The following is a 21,138-nucleotide window of genomic DNA, read 5'->3' as shown; positions in this document are numbered from 1 at the left end:
CGGCAGACAAAGCACACACATTTGGCGCCAATCGTAATCGCCATGAATGAACCACGCACCATCCCCTCTCGGCCCCGAGACCGGCTGTTCGCCGTGGTCACGCTGGTGCTCGCCGTACTCCTGCTGCCCGTGGCGCTCGCCTGCCGTCCTGGCCGCGCCCTCGAACTGGCCTGCCGCTGGGCGCTGCGGATGCGCTTCCCCGCCGAGGATCTGACCGGGCTCACCGACGGCGCCCTGGCGGCGTTCACCGCGGCGCGCACCGAGGCGTTCTGGCGGCACGGCCAGCTCATCGGCCTCACCTCGGGGTACCGCGACCCCGCCGTCCAGCAGCGGATGTTCGACGAGGAGGTGCGTCGCTCCGGCTCCCCGGCCCTGGCCCGGATGCTCGTGCTGCCGCCGGCGGAGTCCAGCCACGTCAAGGGCCTCGCGCTGGACGTGCGCCCGCACGAGGGCGCGCGATGGCTTGAGGAGCACGGCGCCCGCCACGACCTCTACCGCGTCTACGACAACGAGTGGTGGCACTTCGAGTACCGCCCGGACCGCGAAGGCGTGCCGCCCCGGCGGCTGCCCCATCCCGGCGTGTTCCCCGGATACCGGACGGACGAGCCGTTCGACGTCTGGGGTGACCGGGCTGTCGCGATCTCCGCCACGGTGTCCTCCCCCCGCAGGCTCGCGCCGGCTTCCTGAGCCCGAGGCCCGGCGTGTCGGAAAACCCACGGTTCGTCGATCAAGAAAGGTTCATGATCATGGATTCGGACTCCGTACGCGGTGTCGACCGGCGACGGCTGCTCAGGTGGGGCGGATTGGCGGCCGGCGCGCCGCTGGTCGGCGCCCACCTCGGCCGCCCCTCCCCTCTCCCGGCCACCCGTGACGCTCCCCCGGCCGCCCGTGACGTGATCCCGCCGGACACCCGGCCCGGCGGGGCCTACGACCGGTACGTGGCGAAACTGGCCGCCGAAGGCAGGTTCTCCGGCGTGGTACTGCTCTCGCACCGGGGCCGGACCGTGCTCTCCCGCGGCTACGGCATGGCCGACAGGGAGAAGGGGATCCCCAACCACAGGGGCGTCGCGTTCAACCTCAGCTCGGCGGGCAAGCCGTTCGGCGCGGTGGCCGTCCTGCAGCTGGTGCAGCAGGGAAAGGTGAAGCTGTCGGACACGGTGGGCACCTACCTGACGGGCTTCCCCAAGGAGATCGCCGAGCGGGTGACCGTCCACCACCTGCTCTCCGGCACCTCCGGGCTGAACTCCCCGGAGGAGGACCTGCAGCGTGTCTTCCAGAGCCGGGAGGAGGTGCACGAGTTCTACGAGCAGTGGGCCCGGCGCGCGAAGCAGGTGGCTCCCCCCGGCACGCCGACCGACCACGCCGGGGCCGAGGTCGCCATCCCCGCGCTGATCGTGGAGGCCGTGACCGGCAGGACGTACTGGGACCACGTCGAGGAGCACGTCTTCCGGCGCTGCGGCATGACCGGCACGGCGTTCTTCACCAGGCCGCAGTGGCTCACCGACGAGCACATCGCGCACTCGTACATGCGGCAGGCCGACGGCGGTGTGGTGGACGCCGTCCGCAACCTGGACAAGGGCAGCCCCGACCCGTACCAGCTGGGCAAGAACCCGGGCCGCCTCTTCGTCGACGCCCCCGGGGACGGCGGTTTCGCCACCGCGCCGGATCTTGTCCGGTTCGCGCACGCGCTGGGCGACGGCACCCTGCTGGACCGGCCCCACTCCGAGATCCTCACCGGAGCCAAGGTCCCTCTCGGCAAGGACGCCTTCGGGGCCTACTCGATGCCGGTCGCGATCGTCGGCGGTCAGTGGGTGTTCGGTCGTGCCGGTGTCAATCCCGGCAGCTTCGCCAGCTGGAACATCTATCCGTACACCGGCTGGGTCGGCGTCGTCCTCGGCAACCACGACGGAGCGCCGTTCCAGGAGATCATCCAGCGGGAGATACAGGCCGTCACCGGGGCCTCTCCCGGTGACGGCGAGGGTGGCTGACCCCGTCACCGATAAGTGGGTAGAACCCTCAGGTGATCACGTTGTCGCCCGGTCAGGGGTTGCCACAGATCGCCGAGCTCGTGCTGGCGCTGGTGCTCTCCTTCGCCATCGGGCTGGAGCGCGAGGCCCGTAACAAGAGCGCCGGGCTGCGCACCCACACGCTCGTCGGCCTGGGCGCGGCGCTGTTCATGCTGGTCAGCAAGTACGGCTTCAGCGACGTGCCCGGCGCGCACGTCTCCCTCGACCCCTCGCGGGTGGCCGCGCAGATCGTCTCGGGCATCGGGTTCATCGGAGGCGGCCTGATCTTCGTGCGGCGCGACGCCGTACGGGGGCTGACCACCGCCGCGGTCGTGTGGGTCACCGCGGCGGTGGGGATGGCCTGCGGGGGCGGGCTGCCGGTGCTCGCCGTGGCCGTGACCGCCTGCCACTTCCTCACCGTCTACGGCCTCAACGCGCTGGGCCGCAGGTTGCCGCTGTCGCGGCGAGCGCCGATCCAGCTGCGCATCGTCTACCTCGACGGGACCGGGGCGCTGCGCCGGGTGCTGGTGGAGTGCACCCAGCGGGACTTCGTGGTGGCCGAGGTCTCCGTCGAGCGTGAGGTGCCCGGTGAGACGGCGGAGCCGGGACACGGCCGCGGTCGTGATCACGGGCGTGACCGCGAGCCGCGGCCCCCGCGGCGGACCGTCGCGGTGACGCTCGTCCTGGAGGGCAAGGGGTCGATCCCCGAGCTGACCGCCGCCCTCGGGGAGATGCCCGACGTCGTCGGTGTCAGCTCCCGCGAGGGCGCCTCAAGCACCGACTGAGCCGTCACGCCGGATCCCGGCGCGGGGCGTGGCCGTACGGCCCGGCCTCTCCGGCGCTCGAAGCACCCGGCCGCCGGATCTCGGCGTGGGACGTGAGGGACCCCTCCCGCTGGACGGATCACCATCCTGTTCCTCCTCCTCCGGGAGAAACGTCCAGCCCGGGTTGCGTACGGCGGACGGAACGGCACCATGCGGACCGTGGATGACAACAACCTTCTCAATCTCGACGGCCGCAGGTTCGTCATGGTCAGCTCGACCGCGAGCGCCGTTGACCCGGACGGGCCGACCTCGTTCACCTACCAGGAGTCCGACGGCCTCATCTGGGGCGACTACACCGGCGACACCGTGGTCACCGGGCGGTTCGTCGGTGTCCGGGACGGCGACCGGATCGAGCTGACCTACGTGCACCTGCTCAAGAACGGCGAACGCGCGAGCGGCAAAAGCGGAAGCCGGATCGAGCCGCTCGCCGACGGGCGGCTGCGCCTGGTCGAGGAGTTCCAGTTCGCCGGGGACGACACGGTGCACGTGAGCGTGTGCGCCGAGGTCGCCTGACCGCCTTCTGACCTCTGGCCGGCCGAGAACCGGGTCAGACGTCGCGCTGCAGCTGGGCGCGGCCCTCCGCCGCGCCCACGAAACGCATCTTGCCCAGGGGGACCTCGCCGCCCGCCGGATCGGGGGCCGGGCGGCGGGTCGACCACGCCGGGCCCCGGTCGCTCGGCAGGACGTAGGGCCGTCTGATGACCTCGTCGAGGATGAAGACGGTTTCGGTCGCCTTGACGGCGGGGATGCTGGCCAGCCTTTCGGTCACCATCGTGTGCACGGCGGCCACGTCCGTCATGCGGACCTGGATCATCGCGTCGTGCTGGCCTGTGGTGACCGCGCAGTACTCGACCTCGGGCATGTGGGCGAGCTGGGCGCGGAACTGGCGCCACATCTGCTGCCTGACGGTGACGAAGATCAGCGCCGTGATGCCGAGACCGGCGCGGACGTGGTCGATCTCCGCGGTGAAACGCCTGATCGCGCCGTCGGCGCGCAGCGCCTCGAAACGGGTGTAGGCGTTCGCCCTGGAGATGCCGACGCGCTCGGCCAGGGCGGCCACGGAGATCCTGCCGTTCTCCCTCAGGACCTCCAGAATTCTCAGGTGCGTCGCGTCGAGGTCAAGGCCGATACCGATCCGTCCAGCCTGACCGCCATCTGGAGACATGTTCCTTGACGTTTCGGTCATGATCATACCCTTCGGGTCGGATTTGTCTCAGTTTACTGCCATGACCTGGACTTTCTGCCTGTCAATCCTGGACGATCGACCACCAAACGTCCACCACGGCCCCTTTTCGGAGGACACAAAAATGGCGATCCGTTCCCGGCGCCCCACGGCGAAGGCGGCGCTGCTGCCGGTGCTGCTCACCGGCGCCCTCGCCCTTGCCGCCTGCTCCAGCGGCGGCTCGTCCACCCCCGCGTCGCAGACAGGCGGCGGCACCGCCGCCAAGACGCTCGTGGTCGACACGTCCTTCAACCTCAAGACGGCCGACCCGGGGCGCACCTACGAGCCGACCGGCCTGACCGTCGGCAAGGCCGCCTACGACACCCTGCTGACCTTCGACGGCTCCGACGTCACCAAGCCGGTGCCCTCCCTCGCCGACTCCTACGAGCTGTCGGCGGACGGCAAGAAGCTGACCCTCAAGCTCCACCAGGGCGCCACCTTCGCCGACGGCTCCCCTGTCACCGCGGACGACGTCGTCTTCTCCCTCAACCGGGTGCGCGACATGAAGGGCACCCCGTCCTTCCTGCTCGACGGGGTCGAGGTCGAAAAGACCGACGAGACGACGGTCACCCTGACCTCGAAGAACCCCAACCCGGCGCTGCCGTACATCCTGCCCAACCCCGCGCTGGGCATCATCAACTCCAAGGTCGCCAAGGAGCACGGCGCCACCGCGGACCCCGGCGACAAGGCCGAGCAGTACCTCAACTCCACCTCGCTGGGCTCGGGACCGTACACGATCGAGTCGGTGAACATCAGCAGCCAGGTCGTGCTCAAGGCCAACGCCAAGTACTGGGGCCCGAAGAAGCCGGTCTACGACAAGGTCGTGATCCGCAACGTCGAGTCGGCGACGCAGAAGCTCAACGTCTCGCGCGGCGACAGCCAGGTCGCGCTCGACCTGTCCGGCGACCAGGTCAACGGGCTGCCGGGCACCCTGCAGGTCACCAAGACGCCGTCGGCGAACGTGGTCTTCCTGCTGGCCAACCGGAACTCCTCGGTCAGCGCGATCACCGCCAACCCCAAGTTCGCCGAGGCCGTCCGCAAGGGCATCGACTACACGGGCCTGCTCGAACTGGCCGGTGAGGGTTCGGTGCAGGCGCCGGGCGTCATCCCCTCGATGTTCCTGGGCGCGCTCCCCGCCGACCAGGCCGCCAAGCGCGACGTCGAGGGCGCCAAGGCCGCCCTCAAGGAGAGCGGCGTCGCCGACCCCAAGGTCAAGCTGGAGTACCCCAGCGAGCTGACCCTCAACGGCCTGTCCCTGCAGGGCATCGCCGAGCGCATCCAGGCCAACCTCAAGGAGGTCGGCATCACCGTGGAGCTGGCGCCCTCGCCGGTCACCACCGCGCTGGACAACTACCGCAACGGCAAGGAGGAGCTCGGCCTGTGGTGGTGGGGTCCGGACTACCCCGACCCCAGCGACTACCTGGTGTTCCTGCCGGGCAAGACCGTCGGTCTGCGGGCCGGCTGGAAGGCGGGCGCGGACAAGGAGATCGAGGCGGCCGGTGACAAGGCCGCGGCCGCGATCGGCGACGACGCCCGCAAGCAGGCCTACGTCGACGTCCAGACGAAGCTGAACGCCTCAAGCCCGTTCATCCCGCTCATCCAGCCGAGCCAGAACATCGTGACGGCCGCCTCCGTCACCGGCATGGAGTTCCACCCGGTCTGGACCATCGATGTCGCCGACCTCGGTGCCAAGTAAGGACCCGGAGGCCACCCCGGAGCGCGACGGCGCCAAGGTGGCCTCCGGCCCGGGGGGCGCCGGTACGACCGCGCGCCGCCCGGGCCGGGGTGGCGGCCCCAACCCGCTGGTGCGCTTCCTGGTCCGCAGGGTGCTCACCGCGCTGCTGCTGGCCGTGGGCATCACGCTGGTCACCTTCGTCCTGACCAACCTCGTCCCCGGCGACCCGGTGGCGGCCAACCTGGGCCAGCGCGCCCTCGGGGACCCGGCCATCGTGGCGCAGTGGCGGGCCGATCACGGCCTGGACAAGCCGCTCCCTCAGCAGTACCTGCTGCACCTGCAGGGCGTGCTGCAGGGCGACCTGGGCACCAGCCAGCAGAGCCACCGTCCGGTGCTCGACGACCTGGCCGAGGCCGTCCCCGCCACCCTGGAGCTCGCGGGCACCGCGATCCTGATCTCCCTCGTGGCGGGCGTGGCGTTCGGCGTGATCGCGGCGCTGCGCCGTGACCGGCTCTCCGACCACGTGCTGCGCGTCCTCAGCCTGGTCGGCATCTCGGTGCCGACGTTCTGGCTGGCGCTGACGACCTTCTACATCTTCTTCTACCGCCTGCAGATCACCCCGGGCAGCGGCCGGATCGACCCCGGCATGACCGCGCCGCCCCACGTGACCGGCCTGTACACGGTGGACGCCGCGCTGGCCGGGCAGTGGGACGTGTTCTCCTCCGCGATCGGCCACCTGGCCACCCCCGCGCTGGTGCTCGCCCTCTACACGATCGGCCTGCTCACCCGCTTCACCAGGTCGGCGGTGCTGGAGGTGATGGGTCAGGACTACGTGCGCGCCGCGCGGGCCAAGGGCCTGCCCGGCCGGGTGATCCTGTTCCGCTACGTGCTGCGCTCGGCGCTGGTGCCGATCATCACGGTCGCGGGCCTGGCCTTCGGCAGCCTGCTGTCCGGCACCGTCCTGGTCGAGGCGATCTTCGCCTGGCCCGGCGTCGGGCAGTACGCCTACAAGAGCGCGACCGGCCTCGACCTGCCCGCCGTGATGGGCGTCGGTCTGGTCATCGGCGCGGTCTACCTCGTCATCAACCTGATCGTCGACGTGCTGTACGGCGTCATCGACCCCAGAGTGAGACTCACGTGAAACTCCCCCAAGCCTGGCGGCAGCCGCTGGCGATCGTCGGCGGGGTTGTGGCGCTCGCCTGGATCGTGATCACGGTGGCCGCCCCGCTGCTGGCGCCGCACGACCCGCTCGCCCAGGACCTGCCCAGGCTGGCCCCGCCCGGCCCCGGGCACTGGTTCGGCACCGACCAGCTCGGCCGCGACATCCTGAGCAGGGTCATGTACGGCGCGCGCCTGTCGATCCCGCTGACGCTGCTGCTGGTCACGCTCTCGGTGCTGGTCGGTGGCCTGCTCGGCGCCTGCGCCGGATATTTCGGTAAATGGGCTGATGAGACGATCATGCGGTTCGCCGACCTCGTCTTCGCCTTCCCCACCGTCATCCTGGCCATGGTCGTCGCCGCCGCGCTCGGCGCGAGCCTGGCCAACGCCGTGCTCGCCGTACTCGTCGTCGCCTGGCCCTCCTACGCCAGGGTGACCCGCGGGCTGGTGCTCGGCGTGCGCGGGCGGGAGTTCGTGATCAGCGGGCGGCTGCTGGGCTTCTCCGCCTGGCGCTCCCTGCGCGTCGACGTGCTGCCGAACATCACCGGCCCGATCCTGGTCCTCGCGACCCTCGACATCGGCACCGCGCTGCTGCTGCTGAGCGGCCTGTCCTTCCTCGGGCTCGGCGCCAAGCCGCCCTCCCCCGAGTGGGGCGCCATGGTCGCCTCCGGCGTGGAGGTCTTCGACAGCTGGTGGGTGGCGACCTTCCCGGGCCTGGCCATCCTGACCGTCGTCCTGGCCTTCAACTTCCTCGGCGACACGCTGCGCGACGCCCTGGACCCCCGTACGGCCCGCGCCATCAAGGAGCGTGCGCTATGACCCTCACCATCTCCGGTCTGAAGGTCGCCGTCGGCGACCGGGAGATCCTGCGGGGCGTCGACCTCGACCTGCAGCCGGGGCGTGTGCACGGCCTGGCGGGCGAGAGCGGCTCGGGCAAGACGATGACCGGCCTGGCCGTGCTCGGCCTGCTCCCGCACGGCGCCAGGGCCACCGGCCGGATCGCCCTCGGCGAGCGCGACCTGCTGGGCATGTCGGCCAAGGAGCTCAACACGGTGCGCGGCGGCGAGGTCGCCATGGTCTTCCAGGACCCGGCGACGAGCATGCACCCGATGCTGTCGATCGGCCGCCAGCTCACCGAGCACATGCGTCACCACCTGCGCCTGGACAGGAAGCAGGCCAGGGCCAGGGCGATCGAACTGCTCGGGCAGGTGCGCATCCCCGGCCCGGAGTCGGCGATCGACCGCTACCCGCACCAGTTCTCCGGCGGCATGCGCCAGCGCATCGCGATCGCCATCGCGCTGGCCTGCTCGCCCAAGGTGCTCATCGCCGACGAACCGACGACCGCCCTCGACGTGACGGTCCAGGCCGGGGTGCTGCGGCTGCTGCGCGGCCTCTGCGACGACCTGGGGCTGGCCGTACTGCTCGTCACCCACGACCTCGGCGTGATGTCGGCGGTCGCCGACGAGGTGAGCGTGATGAAGGAGGGCCTGGTCGTCGAGACGGGCCCGCGCGGGCGGGTGCTCCGCGATCCCGAGCACCCCTACACCCGTGCCCTGCTGGACTCGCTGCCCGGGGAGAAGGCATGACGGAGAGCACGACGCTGCTGACCGTGGACGACCTGGTCGTCGAACACCGCACCCCCGGCCGTCCCCTGGTCCGTGCCGTGGCCGGGGCGAGCCTGAGCGTCGCGGCGGGCGAGGTCGTCGGCCTGGTCGGGGAGTCCGGCTGCGGCAAGTCGACACTGGCCCGCGCGGTGTGCGGGCTCAACCCCGTGACCTCGGGGTCGATCACCTTCGACGGCCACCGGGTGACCCCGCTGGGACTGCGCCGCAGGAACCCGGCGCTGTCCGGCGTCCAGATGGTCTTCCAGGACCCCTACTCGTCGCTGAACCCCCGGCGCCGGGTCGGCGCCCAGATCGCCGACGGCCTGCGCACCGGGCGCGACACCGCCTCCTCCCCCGCCGACATGCTCGAACGGGTCGGGCTGCCCCGCGACTTCGCCGGGCGGCACCCGCACGAGTTCTCCGGCGGGCAGCGGCAGCGGATCGCGATCGCCAGGGCCCTGGCCGCCAGGCCGTCCCTGCTGATCGGCGACGAGCCCATCTCCGCCCTCGACGCCTCGGCGCAGGCGCAGGTGGCCAGGCTGATGCGCGACCTCGCGGTCTCCTCGGGCGCGGGCCTGCTGTTCATCAGTCACGACCTGTCGGTGGTACGGCTGATCGCCGACCGGATCGCGGTGATGTACCTCGGGAAGATCGTGGAGGTGGGCCGTACCGAGGAGGTGTGGAACGACCCCCGCCACCCCTACACCCGGGCCCTGCTGAGCGCCATCCCCGCCCCCGACGGCGCGGGCACGCTGCCCGCGGAGCTGCCCGGTGACGTGCCCGACCCGGCCGCCCCGCCGCCGGGGTGCCGCTTCCATCCGCGCTGCCCGGTGGCGATGGACGTGTGCCGGGAGCGCGAACCGGCCTTCGGACCGGTCGCCTGCTGGCTGCACGAGCCCGCGTGACCGCCGCATGATCGACGAGGTGCGGCTCAGGATGGCCGAGGAGGGGATCGACGCCCTGGTGCTGCGCCCCTCCCCCGACTTCCGCTATCTGGGCGGCCAGGGCGACGGATACCTCGTCCTGACCCATGACCGTCCGCCCACCGCCGCGGCGGAGCCGCTGGAGGCCGCGGCGCTCATCCCGCCCTCGGCGCGCCGCGTCGGCGTGGACCCGGAGATGCGCGCGTGGGAGCTGTTCTCCCTGCGCGTCGAGGCCGAGGTCGTGCTGGCCTCGGCCGTGCTGGCCCCGCTCAGGTCGCGCAGAGGTCCCGCCGAGGTCGCGGCGACGGAACGCGCGGCCTCGGCGGCGGACGCCGTCCTGCTCATGGCCCGCGAGCTGGCGTGGTTCGGCACCACCGAGCGAGCGATGGCGCGCAGGCTGTGGGCCATGATGGTCGAGACGGGGTGCGAGGAGGTGCTGTCGGTGCTCGTCGCCGCCGGTGAGCACACCGCCCTGCCCCGGCACGTGCCGTGCGACCGGGTGATCAACCCGGGCGACGCGCTGCTGGTCTCGGTCTGCGGCAGGTGGGGCGGCTACTGCTCCGAGGTGGCCCGCGTGTTCGCGGTCGCCGAGCCGCCGGAGGACTTCGAGGCGATGTACTCGGTCGTCCTCGCCGCGCAACACGCCGCCCTGGACGCGCTGCGGCCCGGCGTGACGGCGGCGGAGGTCGGGCGGATCGCGCGGGAGGTGATCGAGGGCAGCGGCTACGGCAACTACGCCGGGCCACGCCCAGGACGAGGCATCGGCCTCGGCCCCGACGAGGCCCCCTGGCTCGTCCCCGGCGACGAGACCGTACTGACCTCCGGCATGACGGTGTGCCTGGAGCCGTCGATCTACCTGCCGGAGCTGTTCGGCGCGAGGGTGGCCGACATCGCGGTCTGCGCCCCCCAGGGCGCCACCCGCCTCACCACGACCTCCCCGGCCTTCCACGTCATCGACCACTGACCCTCCTGCCGGAGGAGGACGCCGTGGGTCATGGCCCGCCACCGTGGCGGGCCATGACCGGCCCCCGTCCTCGTGTCACCACGTCCCTCGTCCGGCGGCCTCCCTGGAGATCCCGCCCGGCCGGGACGACCGGGCGGGATCTCACCGCCTTTCTCCGGAGTGGTTCCGGAGGGGCCCCGCGCCTTCGGTTCAGCAGATGTTCGCGCCGTCGAATGTGCGGCCGCCCCGCGCGACCTTGCTGCTGATGGTCCCGCCCGGCCTCACGGTCTGGCAGGAGCCGTCCGCGCCGTGCGCCCACACGATCTTGAGGTTGAGGGTGCGGCCTCTGCAGTCGTTGCGGGCGTAGCCGGTCTTGGTGATCCTGCCTGTCTTCTGCCAGACGGTGACGCAGGAGGGCGCGTTGCCCAGCACCTGCGCGGTCACGCCTGCCGGCTGGGCGGCGGACTGGGCCTGCGCCGCCGGAACGGCCGCCAGGCTCAGCCCGGCCGCGGCGAACAGTGCCAGCGCGGACGCGCTCAGTTTGCTCATGAGTCCTCCTGAAGAGATTCGTACTTGTTGTGGTGGAATGACGGGAAAACCGTCGTTGCCACGCTTTCTTGGCTTGTTCGGCGATTCGAAATATCCGCGACCGCCCCCGGGGCCGTATAAACCGAACGCCTCCGGCAGTTCCGGATTTTCCGGCTGCCCGAAAACGAAGAAAGCAGGGAGTTCCAACGCAGCGCTCCGTCGTGCGGTGAGGCGCCCTCGATCCCCGTAAGGACAGTTCGGTGGTCCCCGTCGAACTTCACCCGAGGGGAGGAGAGGACGATCCGGTGAAGGGATCTTCCGCGCGGAGCGCCGGCGGTGGCGTCCGTCCTTGGCCGGACCACCGCCGATGTCACGGTCACCGTGAGCGGTTCTCGCCGCGAGATTCAGGCCATGGGCATTCTCCTTTCGCGATCCACGACTTCTCGCCTCTTTCCGTCGTCCGGCGTGCGAACCGGACGACTCCACCGTGGCGGAGACCGTCCTCACGGCGTCATCGCGCCGTCATCACGGCGTCCTTCGAAATCACTCCCGGCCGCTAATTGGCCAGATAGCATCGGTTTTGGGGGGAAATCATTGAGATGAAATTTCTCGTACTCGGGACATTGGAAGTCTGGGACGGCCAGAACAGGGTGACCCTGCCCAGCACCCGGCACCAGCGGGTGCTCGCGATGCTGCTGCTGACGCCCGGCGCCGTGGTACCGGTGTCGAAGCTGGTCGAGGCGACCTGGGACGACGAGCCGCCCGCGACGGCGACCAAGCAGATCCAGAACTGTGTCTCGGCGTTGCGGGGGCGTCTCGGGGACACCGAATGCCAGGTCATCGCCACCGACGGCCGGGGATACCGCGTGGCCGTGACCGAGGACCAACTGGACCTGCTCTGCTTCACCCGCCGGATCGCCACCGCGCGTGTGCTCGCGGCGGCCGGCGAGCCGGCGGAGGCCGTACTGGAGATGCGCTCGGCGCTGCGGCTGTGGCGCGGCCCCGCGCTCGACGGCCTGGGCACCGCCGCGCTGACCGCCCGCGCCAGGCGGCTCGACGAGCAGCGGCTCGACGCGCTCGAACAGTGCGTGGACTGGCAACTGGCGCTGGGTGAGCACCGTGAGGTCGCGGACGAGCTGGTGGAGCTCGTCACCGAGCACCCGCTGCGGGAAAGGCCGCACGCGCAACTGATGCTCGCGTTGACCCGCTGCGGCAGGCAGGCCGAGGCGATAGAGGTGTTCCACCGGCTGCGGGAAAGGCTCGCCGAGGAACTCGGCGTCGACCCCGGGGCCGAGGTCCGTGAGCTGTACGAACGTGTCCTGCGCGGCGAGGTGGACCTCTCCCCGCCCGTATCCGCCGTGCGGGAGCCGGGATCCGCGCCGGCTCCGCGACCGGGGCCCGCCGCCCCGGAGCCGCCCCGTCTCGACCGGGCGGTGCAGGAGCTGGTCATGGTGATCACCCGGCAGTGGACGGCCGAGGCCGAGGTGCGCTCGCTGAACCGGCCGGAACCGGTGCCGCTGAGATGGTCGGAGACCAGGCGTCAGGTGGCGGCGGTGGCCGCCGCACCGCCGTACGGCCGATCGGCCGAGGACCCGGACCGGCCGATGCCGAGCGGTGGCCTCACCGACCTGTTCGCCAGGTTCCGGCAGGTGCCCGCGCGCCAACTGGTGGTGCTGGGCGGTCCCGGCGCGGGCAAGTCGGTGCTGGCGATCCTGTTCACCCTCGGTCTGCTCGCGGACCACCGGCCCGGCGAGCCGGTGCCGGTGCTGTTCTCGCTGGCCTCGTGGAACCCGCACCGGGAGCACATACACCGCTGGCTCGCCCGCATGCTCGTCCAGGAGTACCCCGGGCTGGCGAACACCGCCGTCTACGGACGGGACGCGGCGACGCGGCTGGTGGTCGAGAGTCGGGTCCTGCCCGTGCTCGACGGCCTCGACGAGATACCGCCCGGCCTGCGCGCGGCGGCCATCGACGCCCTCGACAGGGCCGTGGCGGGTGACCGGCCCCTGGTGGTGACCTGCCGTAGCGAGGAGTACGAGCTGGCGGCGGACCAGGCGGGCGCGATCCTCGCGCGCGCGGCGGTCGTGGAGATCGAGCCCGTCGCCCTCGAAGACGCCGTCGACTTCCTCACCGCGCGCAGGCGGGTGGGTGAGGAGCGTTGGCAGCCCGTGATCGACCACCTGCGGCGGCGCCCGGGCGGCGCGCTCGCCCAGTCACTGCGCACCCCCCTGATGATCGATCTCGCCCGTACGGCCTACGCTCATCCGTCGACCGTGCCCGCCGAGCTGTGCGACCCGGCCCGGTTCGGCGATCGGGCCGCGATAGAGGGGCACCTGCTGGACGCCTACCTGCCGGCCGTCTACGCGTCCTGGCCGGAGCCGCCCCTGCGGCACGAGCGGCCCGTGCCCGCGCGTGCCTACGACGTCGACCACGCCGAACGGTGGCTGGCCTTCCTCGCCCGGCACCTGAACCGGACCCGCACCCACGACCTCGCCTGGTGGCGGCTCGACCGCGCCGTGCCGAGGCCCGTCGGCGGCCTGCTGCTCGGCATGCCCGCCGCCCTGCTGTTCTGGATCACCGGGTGGCTCGCGGGCGGCCCGCTGATCGGACTGGTCTACGGGCTGTTCTTCGCGGCGGCGGGCTGCGGCGTCCACACGCTGGGGCGGCGTCCGGGGCCGCTGCGGGTGGAGCTGCACTTTCGCAGCACCGCGACGAGATTCCTGGGGCGCTTCGGGATCGGAGTGGTGATCGGGGTCAGCCTCGGCCTCGGCTGGTCGTTGTCCGCGGAGATGATCGGCCTGCTCGCCACCGTCTTCGGTGTCGGCGTCGGCCTGCACGTCTGGCTGGCCACCCCGGTCGACGTCAACCGCGTTTCCAGCCCGCCCCTCGTGCTGCGCAACGACCGAATCGCCACCTGGGCGTTCACCCTGTCCTTCATGGCGTCGCTGGGGCTGTTCTACACCGTGGCCTTCGCCTTCACGCGCGAGATCCGGTTCGTCCCCGTCCTGGGGGGAACCTTCGACCTCGGGCTCGCCTGCGCCGCAGGCCTGGCGTCGGGACTGCTGGGCCGTTTCCTGCTGGGCAACCTCGGCGGTGCGGCGTACGGGCTCGCCGGAACCGTGGTCGGCGGACTGATCTTCTCCCGCGCGCCCAGCCTCGCCAACGCCCTGACGGTGGGCGCGCTGTTCGGCCTCGCGGGGGGACTCACGGTCGGCCTCGCCCGCGCGTGGGGCGCCTTCACCGTCGTCCGGCTCTGGCTGGCCGCCCGGGGGCACATCCCGCTCCACCTCATGCGCTTCCTCGACGACGCGCACCGGCGGGGGGTGTTGCGCCAGGTGGGCGCGGTGTACCAGTTCCGGCACGCCCGTCTGGAGGAACGCCTGGCGGCCAGGTGTGGCGTCCCTCCGACGACCCGCGGCCGAGGCGGCTGAGGATCGTTCCGGCACCCAGCCCGAGTACGCGGCCCCCGGCGGCCTACGCGCGTGGGAGCAGTCCCCCGACGAGGGCTTCGAGCCCCTGGCGGTAGGTGTCCTCCGCGGTGAGCGCGGTCCACCGGCCGCCGATCGACGCCAGTCTGGGCAGCGCCTCCCGGTCCAGGTCGGCGAAGACCCGTTCGCGGTGGGTCGGCCGGTCCTCGGCGGCGCGCCTGCGCCCCGCCGCCCTGATGATGATCTCCCCGGCGGTGTAGTACCAGACGGACCGGTAGGCGTGAACGGCCTGTTCCGGGGTGAGACCGCAGGCCACGGCCGCCTCGACGATGTGCTCCGCGTACCAGAGCCCGGCGTCGGACATCAGGTCGTCGGCGACGAGGACCTCGACGACCCACGGGCATCCGGCGAGCGCGTCGTGCATCGCCAGCGCGGCGGTGACCAGCCGTTCCCTGGGCTCCTCCGGCAGTGCCGGGCGCGCCAGTCCCGCGGCGTAGTCGTCCAGGAGCAGCAGCAGCAGCTCCTCCTTGTCCTTGACGTGGTGGTAGAGCGCCATCGGCGTGCTGCCGACCTCCGCGGCCAGCCGCCGCATCGTCAGGCTTCCCACGCCGCCCTCCTCGACGATCCTGCGGGCGGCGGCCAGGACCTCCTCCCGGGAGATCCGTGGTGGTCTGCCCACCCGCGGGCGTTGCGGAACCGACTGTGACATGGGATCCATGATGGCCCACCCCGTGGCGTTGACGCCCGCGTCCCGGCCGGGCTAGTTTTTATACATGTATAAAAAAGGCATCGGCCGCCCCGGGCTGATACTGACGGCGGTGGCCGCCGCGCAGTTCATGGCGGCCCTCGACATCTCGATCGTCAATGTCGCACTGCCCGCGATCCGCGCCGACCTGGGCTTCGGCGCCGCCCGGCTGCAGTGGGTCGTCCACGCCTACACGCTGGCCTTCGGCGGCCTGCTGCTGCTCGGCGGCAGGATGTCCGACCTGTACGGCAGACGCGGACTCCTCTGCGCGGGCCTCGGCCTGTTCGGCCTGTCCTCCCTGGCCGGAGGACTGGCCCAGTCGGCGGACCTGCTGGTGGCCGCCCGCGCGGTCCAGGGCCTGGCCGCCGCGGCACTGGTCCCCGCCGCACTGGCGACACTGACCACGACCTTCCCCGAAGGCCCGGGCCGTACCAGGGCGCTGGGGGTGTGGAGCGCGGTCAACGCCGCCGGCGGAGCCACGGGAGTGCTCGCCGGAGGCCTGCTGACCGACCACGTGGGATGGCGCTGGGTGATGCTGGTCAACGTGCCCGTCGTGGTGGCCGCGCTGGCGCTCACCGTGGCGTCCGTCCCCGCCGACCGGCGCCGGGCCCAGGGGGAGCGTCCCGACCTGCTCGGCGCGTTCCTCGGCACCTGCGGGGTGACCCTGCTGGTCCTCGGCGTCGTCCGCGCGAGCGAGGAGGGCTGGACCTCGGCGGTCACGCTGGGCACGCTCGCGGCGGCCGTCGCGCTGCTGGCCGTGTTCGTCCTGGTCGAGACCGCACGGTCCAGGGGCCCGAGAACCCCGATGATCCGGCTCGGCCTGCTGCGGAACCGTTCGATCGCCGGGGCCAACCTGTTCATCTTCCTGGCGGGCGCGGGCATGTTCGCCGCCTTCTACTTCGTCTCCCTCTACATGCAGGGCGTGCTGCGCATGAGCGCGACCGCGACCGGCCTGGCGTTCCTGCCCTTCACCTTCGGCACGGTGGTGGGAACCGTCATCGCCACCGGGGTCTCCGCCCGGCACGCTCCCCGCGCCCTGCTGATCCCCGGTGGCGTGCTCGCCGCGATCGGCTTCGGCTGGTTCAGCCTGATCGACCCCTCGGGAAACTTCGCCGTGGACGTCCTCGGCCCCTCGCTGGTCACCAGCGTCGGCCTCGGCATGTGCTTCGCCCCGCTGGCCGCCGCGGGAACGGCGGGCGTCGCGCCACACGAGGCGGGCATGGCCTCCGGACTGCTCAACAGCTCAAGGCAGCTCGGCGGCTCCGTGGGCCTGGCCGCCCTGACCACCGTCGCGGCGGGCCGTACCGGAACGGGCACCACCCCCGCCGCCGTCACCTCGGGCTACTCCCTCGGCCTGGCCGTCTCCGGCGTCCTGCTGGCCGCCGCGGTCGCCGTCGCCGTGACGGTGCTGCCCAGGCGCGGCCGTACGGTCAGGCCCGCCCCCGAGACCCCGCCGGAGACCCCGCCGGAGGCCCCTCTGGAGGCCACGAACCCCCTGCGGGCCACGGCTCCGCCGGAGGCCGTGGCCACAGCCGGAACCCACGAATAACCACAGAAAGGCGACCTCACCGTGAACACCACGCCCATCGACATGTTCTCCATCGGCATCCACCTCGACGACGACGGGACGGTCCTGCCCGGACCACGGCGGATGACCGGCGACTCCGGCGGCTGGACCGTCGCCGCCTTCCACGTCGAGACCGACGAGGACGTCCACGCCGACCACTGGGAGATGCACCCGGCCGCCGACGAGGCGGTGTGCGTGCTGAGCGGCGGCGCCCGGCTCTACCTGCGGCCGCAGGACCGGGAACAGCGCGAGACGGCGGTCACGCTCACCGCGGGAACCGCCTTCGTCGTCCCGCGTGGCCGCTGGCACCGCCTGGAACTCGACGGCCCCAGCGACCTGATGTCCGTCACCCTGCGCCGTGGCACCCTCCTGGAGAAACGCCGGGGATGAACGCGACCGGGAGGCTGTACGGCCTTGTACGGACATATGGCCTCCCCCTTCTCCCGGGGACGGACCCGGCCGGATCCTCAGGACACGACCGGCCGCCTCTGGCGGGCCTCCGGGCACGCCCCCGGCCGGGCGTCCCGTCCTCGTCGTCCTCGAAAGGGTCGCCATGTCCCCGTCCGGATCGTCACGTCACACCGGCACCCGGCCCCGCGGATCCCGCGTCGGCAGGGCGCTGGCCTCCGCCGCGCTGGCGCTCGTCCCCCTGGCCGCCGTACCCGCCGCACCACAGGTCGCGCACGCCGACACCGCGGGCGCCCTGGCCGCCTGCCGGCGCAGCGAGTCGGCCGACTTCGGCATCGGCGACTTCAGGGTCTACGGCAACGGCGGCGGGGGCATCCCCCAGGGAAGCAACCCGCCCAACCTCCTCCAGGACGGCGACGTCTTCCTCCTGCTGTCGTCCAGCTACTACAAGGTCAAGTTCGACAGCTGGCCCTGGGGGCCGAGCTACCCGCCGGACGGCAACGGCGTCCCGGCGCCGAGCACCGGCTGGCCGTACCCGGGGTCGCTGGAGTACTCGGCGATCCTGCGGTTCAACAACGACCCCGGCGGCTGGGTGGGGCCGATCCACCAGGCGACCGCGTTCGGCGGCTGCACGGTCTGGTCGGGGCCGCCCGTCCGGCTGCTGTTCGGCGTCAACGACCCCAACCCCGGGGACAACAGCGGCTACTGGTCCTTCGGGTTCTACCTCTACCGGGCCTCCACGCACTGAGACCCGGCAGACCCCTACGGGGCGACCCGGCCGTTGGTCACGAAGGCGGCGTGGGTCAGGGGCATCAGCCCCGCCCAGGCCGCCTCCATCCGCTCGGCGACCATCTCGATCTCCCGCTGCGGGAACGACGGCACCTTGGCCTGCTCACTCTTGGTGCGCAGCGACAGGAAGTGCATCAGCGAGCGGGCGTTGCACGTGGCGTACATCGAGGAGAACAGGCCGACCGGCAGCACGGCCCTGGCCACCTCGCGGGCGATCCCGGCCTCCAGCATCTCCTGGTAGGCCTCGTAGGACCGCCGGTAGGCCGTCTCCATCGCCTCTGTGGCGATCTTGTGCTGCTCCTCGGTGCCCTCGACGAAGACGTACTTGCCGGGGCGCCCCTCCTGCACCAGCCTGCGCTGGGGACCGGGAACGTAGAAGTCAGGCTGGAGCTCCCGATATCTCCCGCTCTCCTCGTTGTACGACCATCCGACCCTGTGGCGCTGGAACTCACGGAAGACGAAGATCGGCGCCCTGACCAGGAAGGTCATGGAGTTGTGCTCGAAAGGGGTGCCGTGACGGTCGCGCATCAGGAAGTTGATCAGGCCCTTCGAGCGCTCGGGGTCCTTGTCGATCTCCTCGATGGACTGCTCCCCCGCGGTGGACACCCGGGCCGCCCAGAGCACGTCGGAGTCCGAGGCGCTGTGCTTGACCAGTTCGACGGTGACGTCGTCGAGGAAACGGGGCCTGCTGTCGTCCACGGGCGAAGACCTCCTGCGTCGGGGTTGGGGCGGCTCAACCCTACCGGCGGCCCCAGAAGACCACAGACGCGGCGCGCGTTTCCCGAACCCGGCCGCGAAGCGGCCACGGGGCGGCCACGGGGCGACCACGGGCGAACCGGCACCGATCCGCCCGTGGCCCGACACCGGCCTCACACCGGGAGCGGCGCCTCACGGCCCTCCCGTGCGATCCGGCGTCTCCTCAGTGCGAGGCCCTGCAGAGTTCCAGCACGTTGGCGATGATCCTCGCCCCGGCGCCGCCCTCCGCGGTGAGGATCGACTCGGGGTGGAACTGTACGGCGAAGCGCCGCCTGGCCACGTCCTCGATCGCCATCACCGCGCCGTCCGGGGTGAGGGCGGTCGCGGTGAAGCCCGCGACTCCCGGCTGCTTGGCGTGCAGCGAGTGGTAGCGGGCGGCGGTGAACTCCTCGGGCAGGCCGTCGAGCAGCGCGCTCTCACCGAGCCTCCTGACCCTGCCCCGCTTGCCGTGCTCGGGGTAGGACAGCAGGTCGAGGCTTCCGCCCGCCTGCTCGACCATGCCCTGCAGGCCGAGGCAGACGCCGAAGACCGGCAGGTCCCGCTCGTAGAGCGCCTCGATGAGCCCGCTCAGGCCGAAGTCGGAGGGCCAGCCGGGTCCGGGCGACAGCACCACGAGCGACGGCGCGATCTCGTCGATCATCCGCACCGGGAACCCGTGCCTGAGCGTGACGACCTCGGCGCCCTGCTGGCGGAAGTAGTCGGCCAGCGTGTTGACGAAGGAGTCCTCGTGGTCGACGAGCAGCACCTTCATGCCCTCGCCGGGCCGTACGGCGGGGGCCCGCTCCTCGACCGCCTGGTCGGTCTGTCCCGCGCTGACCGCCGCCAGGGCGCCGAGCAGTGCGCTCGCCTTGAGCTCGGTCTCCCGCTCCTCGGCCTCGGGGTCGGAGTCGAACAGCAGCGTGGCGCCGGCCCTGACGGTGGCGACCCCGCCGCGGATCTGCGCGGTGCGCAGGGTGAGGCCGGTGTTCATGGAGCCGTCGAAGCCGATGTAGCCGACCGCGCCGCCGTACCAGCGCCTGGTGGTCGCCTCGTGGTCCTCGATGAACTGCATCGCCCAGGTCTTGGGGGCGCCGGTGACGGTGACGGCCCACATGTGGGTGAGGAAGGCGTCCAGCGCGTCGAACCCGGGCCGCAGGCGTCCCTCGATGTGGTCCACGGTGTGGATGAGCCGCGAGTACATCTCGATCTGGCGCCTGCCGATGACCTGGACGGTCCCCGGCACGCAGATACGGGACTTGTCGTTGCGGTCGACGTCGGTGCACATCGTCAGCTCCGACTCCTCCTTCACGCTGGACAGGAGGGTGCGGATCGCCTCGGCGTCCTCGATCGGGGTGCTGCCGCGCGCGATGGTGCCGGAGATGGGGCAGGTCTCGACGCGGTCGCCGTTGACCCTGACGTACATCTCGGGGGAGGCGCCGACGAGGTGCTCGTCCTCACCGAGGTTGAACAGGAACTCGTACGGCGCCGGGTTGACCTTGCGCAGCGTCCGGTAGAAGGCGGCCGGGTCGGTGCAGGAGGAGTGGAAGACCTGGCCGGGCACGACCTCGAACAGGTCGCCGCGGACGAACTTCTCCTTGGCCGCGGCGACGACCTGGGCGTAGGTGCCCCGCTCCGGGTCCGCGGGCAGCTCGGTGGGGACCGGGGGCAGCGGGACGCTCTCCCCCTCGCGGGGCAGGCCCCTGGTCGAGACGCCGTCCACGGTGAACTCGTAGCGGAACTCCTTGCTGGTCTCCCGCTTACGGTCGATGACCATCACCCGGTCGGGCAGGTGCAGCACGAGGTCACGCTGGTCCTTGGCGCGGGTGAGCACCTGCCTGATCGGCTCGAACTGGAAGGCCAGGTCGTAGCCGAAGGCGCCGTAGAGTCCCAGGTGCTCGTCCTGGCCCGCGAAGGCCGCGACCACCTCGCGGATCGCGGTGAAGACGGTGGGACGGCGGCTGCGCATCTCCTCGGGGAGGATGTCCTCGGACTCGGCGACGTACACCTCGACGTGGTCGGCGGTCGGCTCACCGGTCGGCTTGCCCGCGGCGAGCAGGCAGGAGGCGACGGCGGGCAGCACGACCCGGCCGCGGGCGTTCAGGGCGCGGGCGGAGATCCTGCGTCCCCGGGCCACGATCTCAAGGCAGGGGTCGACGTAGGCGAGATGCCACCGGCTGTAGCGGCCGGGGTACTCCATGCCGGAGGACAGCACGCCGCCGCGACGCTCACCGAGCGTCGTGACGACATCCTCAAGCATCGTCTCGGGCACGTCGGAGGCGGTGACCTCGACCTCTATGCCCCCCGCGGTGGTATATCCGCTCGTCTCCACTGCTGCCTCGTCCCTCTAGGTTCTCCTGGGCCCTCAAAGAGGCGGCTGACACAGAAAAGGCCGCCTCACTCGGGGCGGCCGTCTGTGTGCTCTCGCGAATGCGAAACCCGCGCCGCCTAGAAGCGGCGCCACCACTGCTGGGTTTCGGGGTGTCGCATGCCACAAGACTAGCGGCGGAAACTGTGATCATGCAACGTGACCGCCCCTGCGGCGTGGCGGCCGGGTAGCCGTCACGCCCCTTCTTCTGTTACCAG

19 protein-coding genes are annotated in these 21,138 nt (G+C 71.6%); 14 read left to right on the top strand and 5 right to left on the bottom strand.

What is annotated here, in order from left to right:
- Positions 1–42 precede the first annotated feature (42 nt).
- The 4 genes from vanY-N to ACFOYY_RS30890 all read left to right on the top strand — a co-directional run bounded on the left by vanY-N (position 43) and on the right by ACFOYY_RS30890 (position 3,343).
- The gene (gene vanY-N / locus ACFOYY_RS30905) at positions 43–687 is read left to right on the top strand and encodes a D,D-peptidase/D,D-carboxypeptidase VanY-N (RefSeq protein ID WP_352011774.1); all 645 of its coding nucleotides are present in this window, start codon (positions 43–45) and stop codon (positions 685–687) included.
- A 59-nt stretch (positions 688–746) separates the two neighbouring features.
- Positions 747–1,988, top strand: a complete 1,242-nt coding sequence (locus ACFOYY_RS30900) for a serine hydrolase domain-containing protein (RefSeq protein WP_386194527.1) — start codon at positions 747–749, stop codon at positions 1,986–1,988.
- Between the two features lie 32 nt (positions 1,989–2,020).
- The gene (locus ACFOYY_RS30895) at positions 2,021–2,791 is read left to right on the top strand and encodes an MgtC/SapB family protein (RefSeq protein WP_386194524.1); all 771 of its coding nucleotides are present in this window, start codon (positions 2,021–2,023) and stop codon (positions 2,789–2,791) included.
- A gap of 198 nt (positions 2,792–2,989) precedes the next feature.
- Entirely contained in the window at positions 2,990–3,343 is a 354-nt protein-coding gene (locus ACFOYY_RS30890) for a hypothetical protein (protein ID WP_352011771.1), read from the top strand.
- 34 nt (positions 3,344–3,377) lie between these two features.
- Here the strand turns inward: ACFOYY_RS30890 and ACFOYY_RS30885 are convergent, their stop codons facing one another.
- Positions 3,378–4,016 (bottom strand): Lrp/AsnC family transcriptional regulator, encoded by a 639-nt coding sequence (locus tag ACFOYY_RS30885; RefSeq protein ID WP_352011770.1) that lies wholly within the window; start codon positions 4,014–4,016, stop codon positions 3,378–3,380.
- 121 nt (positions 4,017–4,137) lie between these two features.
- Here ACFOYY_RS30885 and ACFOYY_RS30880 point away from each other — a divergent pair, with 121 nt between their 5' ends.
- The 6 genes from ACFOYY_RS30880 to ACFOYY_RS30855 are packed head-to-tail and all read left to right on the top strand — an operon-like array spanning position 4,138 to position 10,376.
- A complete protein-coding gene (locus ACFOYY_RS30880) occupies positions 4,138–5,748 on the top strand; it encodes an ABC transporter substrate-binding protein (RefSeq protein WP_352011769.1) in 1,611 nt (536 codons plus the stop codon).
- Positions 5,723–6,868 carry an ABC transporter permease gene (locus ACFOYY_RS30875; protein ID WP_386194520.1) on the top strand — a complete coding sequence of 382 codons (1,146 nt, stop codon included), beginning with the start codon at positions 5,723–5,725 and terminating at the stop codon, positions 6,866–6,868. The genes ACFOYY_RS30880 and ACFOYY_RS30875 overlap by 26 nt, the downstream gene beginning before the upstream one ends.
- Positions 6,865–7,704, top strand: a complete 840-nt coding sequence (locus ACFOYY_RS30870; RefSeq protein WP_352011767.1) for an ABC transporter permease — start codon at positions 6,865–6,867, stop codon at positions 7,702–7,704. The genes ACFOYY_RS30875 and ACFOYY_RS30870 overlap by 4 nt, the downstream gene beginning before the upstream one ends.
- Positions 7,701–8,471 carry an ABC transporter ATP-binding protein gene (locus ACFOYY_RS30865; protein ID WP_352011766.1) on the top strand — a complete coding sequence of 257 codons (771 nt, stop codon included), beginning with the start codon at positions 7,701–7,703 and terminating at the stop codon, positions 8,469–8,471. Before ACFOYY_RS30870 ends, ACFOYY_RS30865 begins: the two co-directional genes overlap by 4 nt.
- Complete coding sequence (locus tag ACFOYY_RS30860; RefSeq protein WP_362914783.1) at positions 8,468–9,394, top strand: ABC transporter ATP-binding protein; 927 nt, start codon at positions 8,468–8,470, stop codon at positions 9,392–9,394. The genes ACFOYY_RS30865 and ACFOYY_RS30860 overlap by 4 nt, the downstream gene beginning before the upstream one ends.
- A 7-nt stretch (positions 9,395–9,401) precedes the next feature.
- Positions 9,402–10,376, top strand: a complete 975-nt coding sequence (locus ACFOYY_RS30855; protein ID WP_352011764.1) for a M24 family metallopeptidase — start codon at positions 9,402–9,404, stop codon at positions 10,374–10,376.
- A 189-nt stretch (positions 10,377–10,565) separates the two neighbouring features.
- Here ACFOYY_RS30855 and ACFOYY_RS30850 read toward each other — a convergent pair whose 3' ends face one another.
- Entirely contained in the window at positions 10,566–10,904 is a 339-nt protein-coding gene (locus ACFOYY_RS30850; protein WP_352011763.1) for a hypothetical protein, read from the bottom strand.
- Between the two features lie 578 nt (positions 10,905–11,482).
- Between ACFOYY_RS30850 and ACFOYY_RS30845 the strand changes: the two genes are divergently transcribed.
- Positions 11,483–14,314 (top strand): BTAD domain-containing putative transcriptional regulator, encoded by a 2,832-nt coding sequence (locus ACFOYY_RS30845; RefSeq protein WP_386194513.1) that lies wholly within the window; start codon positions 11,483–11,485, stop codon positions 14,312–14,314.
- Positions 14,315–14,357: 43 nt separating this feature from the next.
- On the opposite strand, the gene ACFOYY_RS30840 is transcribed toward ACFOYY_RS30845, so the two are convergent.
- A complete protein-coding gene (locus ACFOYY_RS30840) occupies positions 14,358–15,020 on the bottom strand; it encodes a TetR/AcrR family transcriptional regulator (protein WP_352011761.1) in 663 nt (220 codons plus the stop codon).
- 64 nt (positions 15,021–15,084) lie between these two features.
- Here ACFOYY_RS30840 and ACFOYY_RS30835 point away from each other — a divergent pair, with 64 nt between their 5' ends.
- From ACFOYY_RS30835 to ACFOYY_RS30825, 3 genes are all read left to right on the top strand, one after another.
- On the top strand, positions 15,085–16,605 hold the full coding sequence (locus tag ACFOYY_RS30835; protein WP_386194510.1) for an MFS transporter: 1,521 nt from the start codon (positions 15,085–15,087) through the stop codon (positions 16,603–16,605).
- Positions 16,606–16,626: 21 nt separating this feature from the next.
- Entirely contained in the window at positions 16,627–17,013 is a 387-nt protein-coding gene (locus ACFOYY_RS30830; RefSeq protein ID WP_386194508.1) for a cupin domain-containing protein, read from the top strand.
- Between the two features lie 163 nt (positions 17,014–17,176).
- Positions 17,177–17,779 carry a hypothetical protein gene (locus ACFOYY_RS30825; RefSeq protein ID WP_386194506.1) on the top strand — a complete coding sequence of 201 codons (603 nt, stop codon included), beginning with the start codon at positions 17,177–17,179 and terminating at the stop codon, positions 17,777–17,779.
- Between the two features lie 14 nt (positions 17,780–17,793).
- Here the strand turns inward: ACFOYY_RS30825 and thyX are convergent, their stop codons facing one another.
- Together thyX and ACFOYY_RS30815 are read right to left on the bottom strand one after the other, a co-directional pair.
- Complete coding sequence (thyX, locus tag ACFOYY_RS30820) at positions 17,794–18,519, bottom strand: FAD-dependent thymidylate synthase (RefSeq protein ID WP_386194503.1); 726 nt, start codon at positions 18,517–18,519, stop codon at positions 17,794–17,796.
- Between the two features lie 220 nt (positions 18,520–18,739).
- Positions 18,740–20,884, bottom strand: a complete 2,145-nt coding sequence (locus ACFOYY_RS30815; protein WP_386194501.1) for an anthranilate synthase component I — start codon at positions 20,882–20,884, stop codon at positions 18,740–18,742.
- Between the last annotated feature and the right edge of the window lie 254 nt (positions 20,885–21,138).

This window comes from Streptosporangium jomthongense (genome assembly GCF_042650425.1).
Taxonomy (GTDB): domain Bacteria; phylum Actinomycetota; class Actinomycetes; order Streptosporangiales; family Streptosporangiaceae; genus Streptosporangium.
Note: the sequence above shows the minus strand (reverse complement) of the source record. Positions and strands in the feature narration are given on the sequence as shown.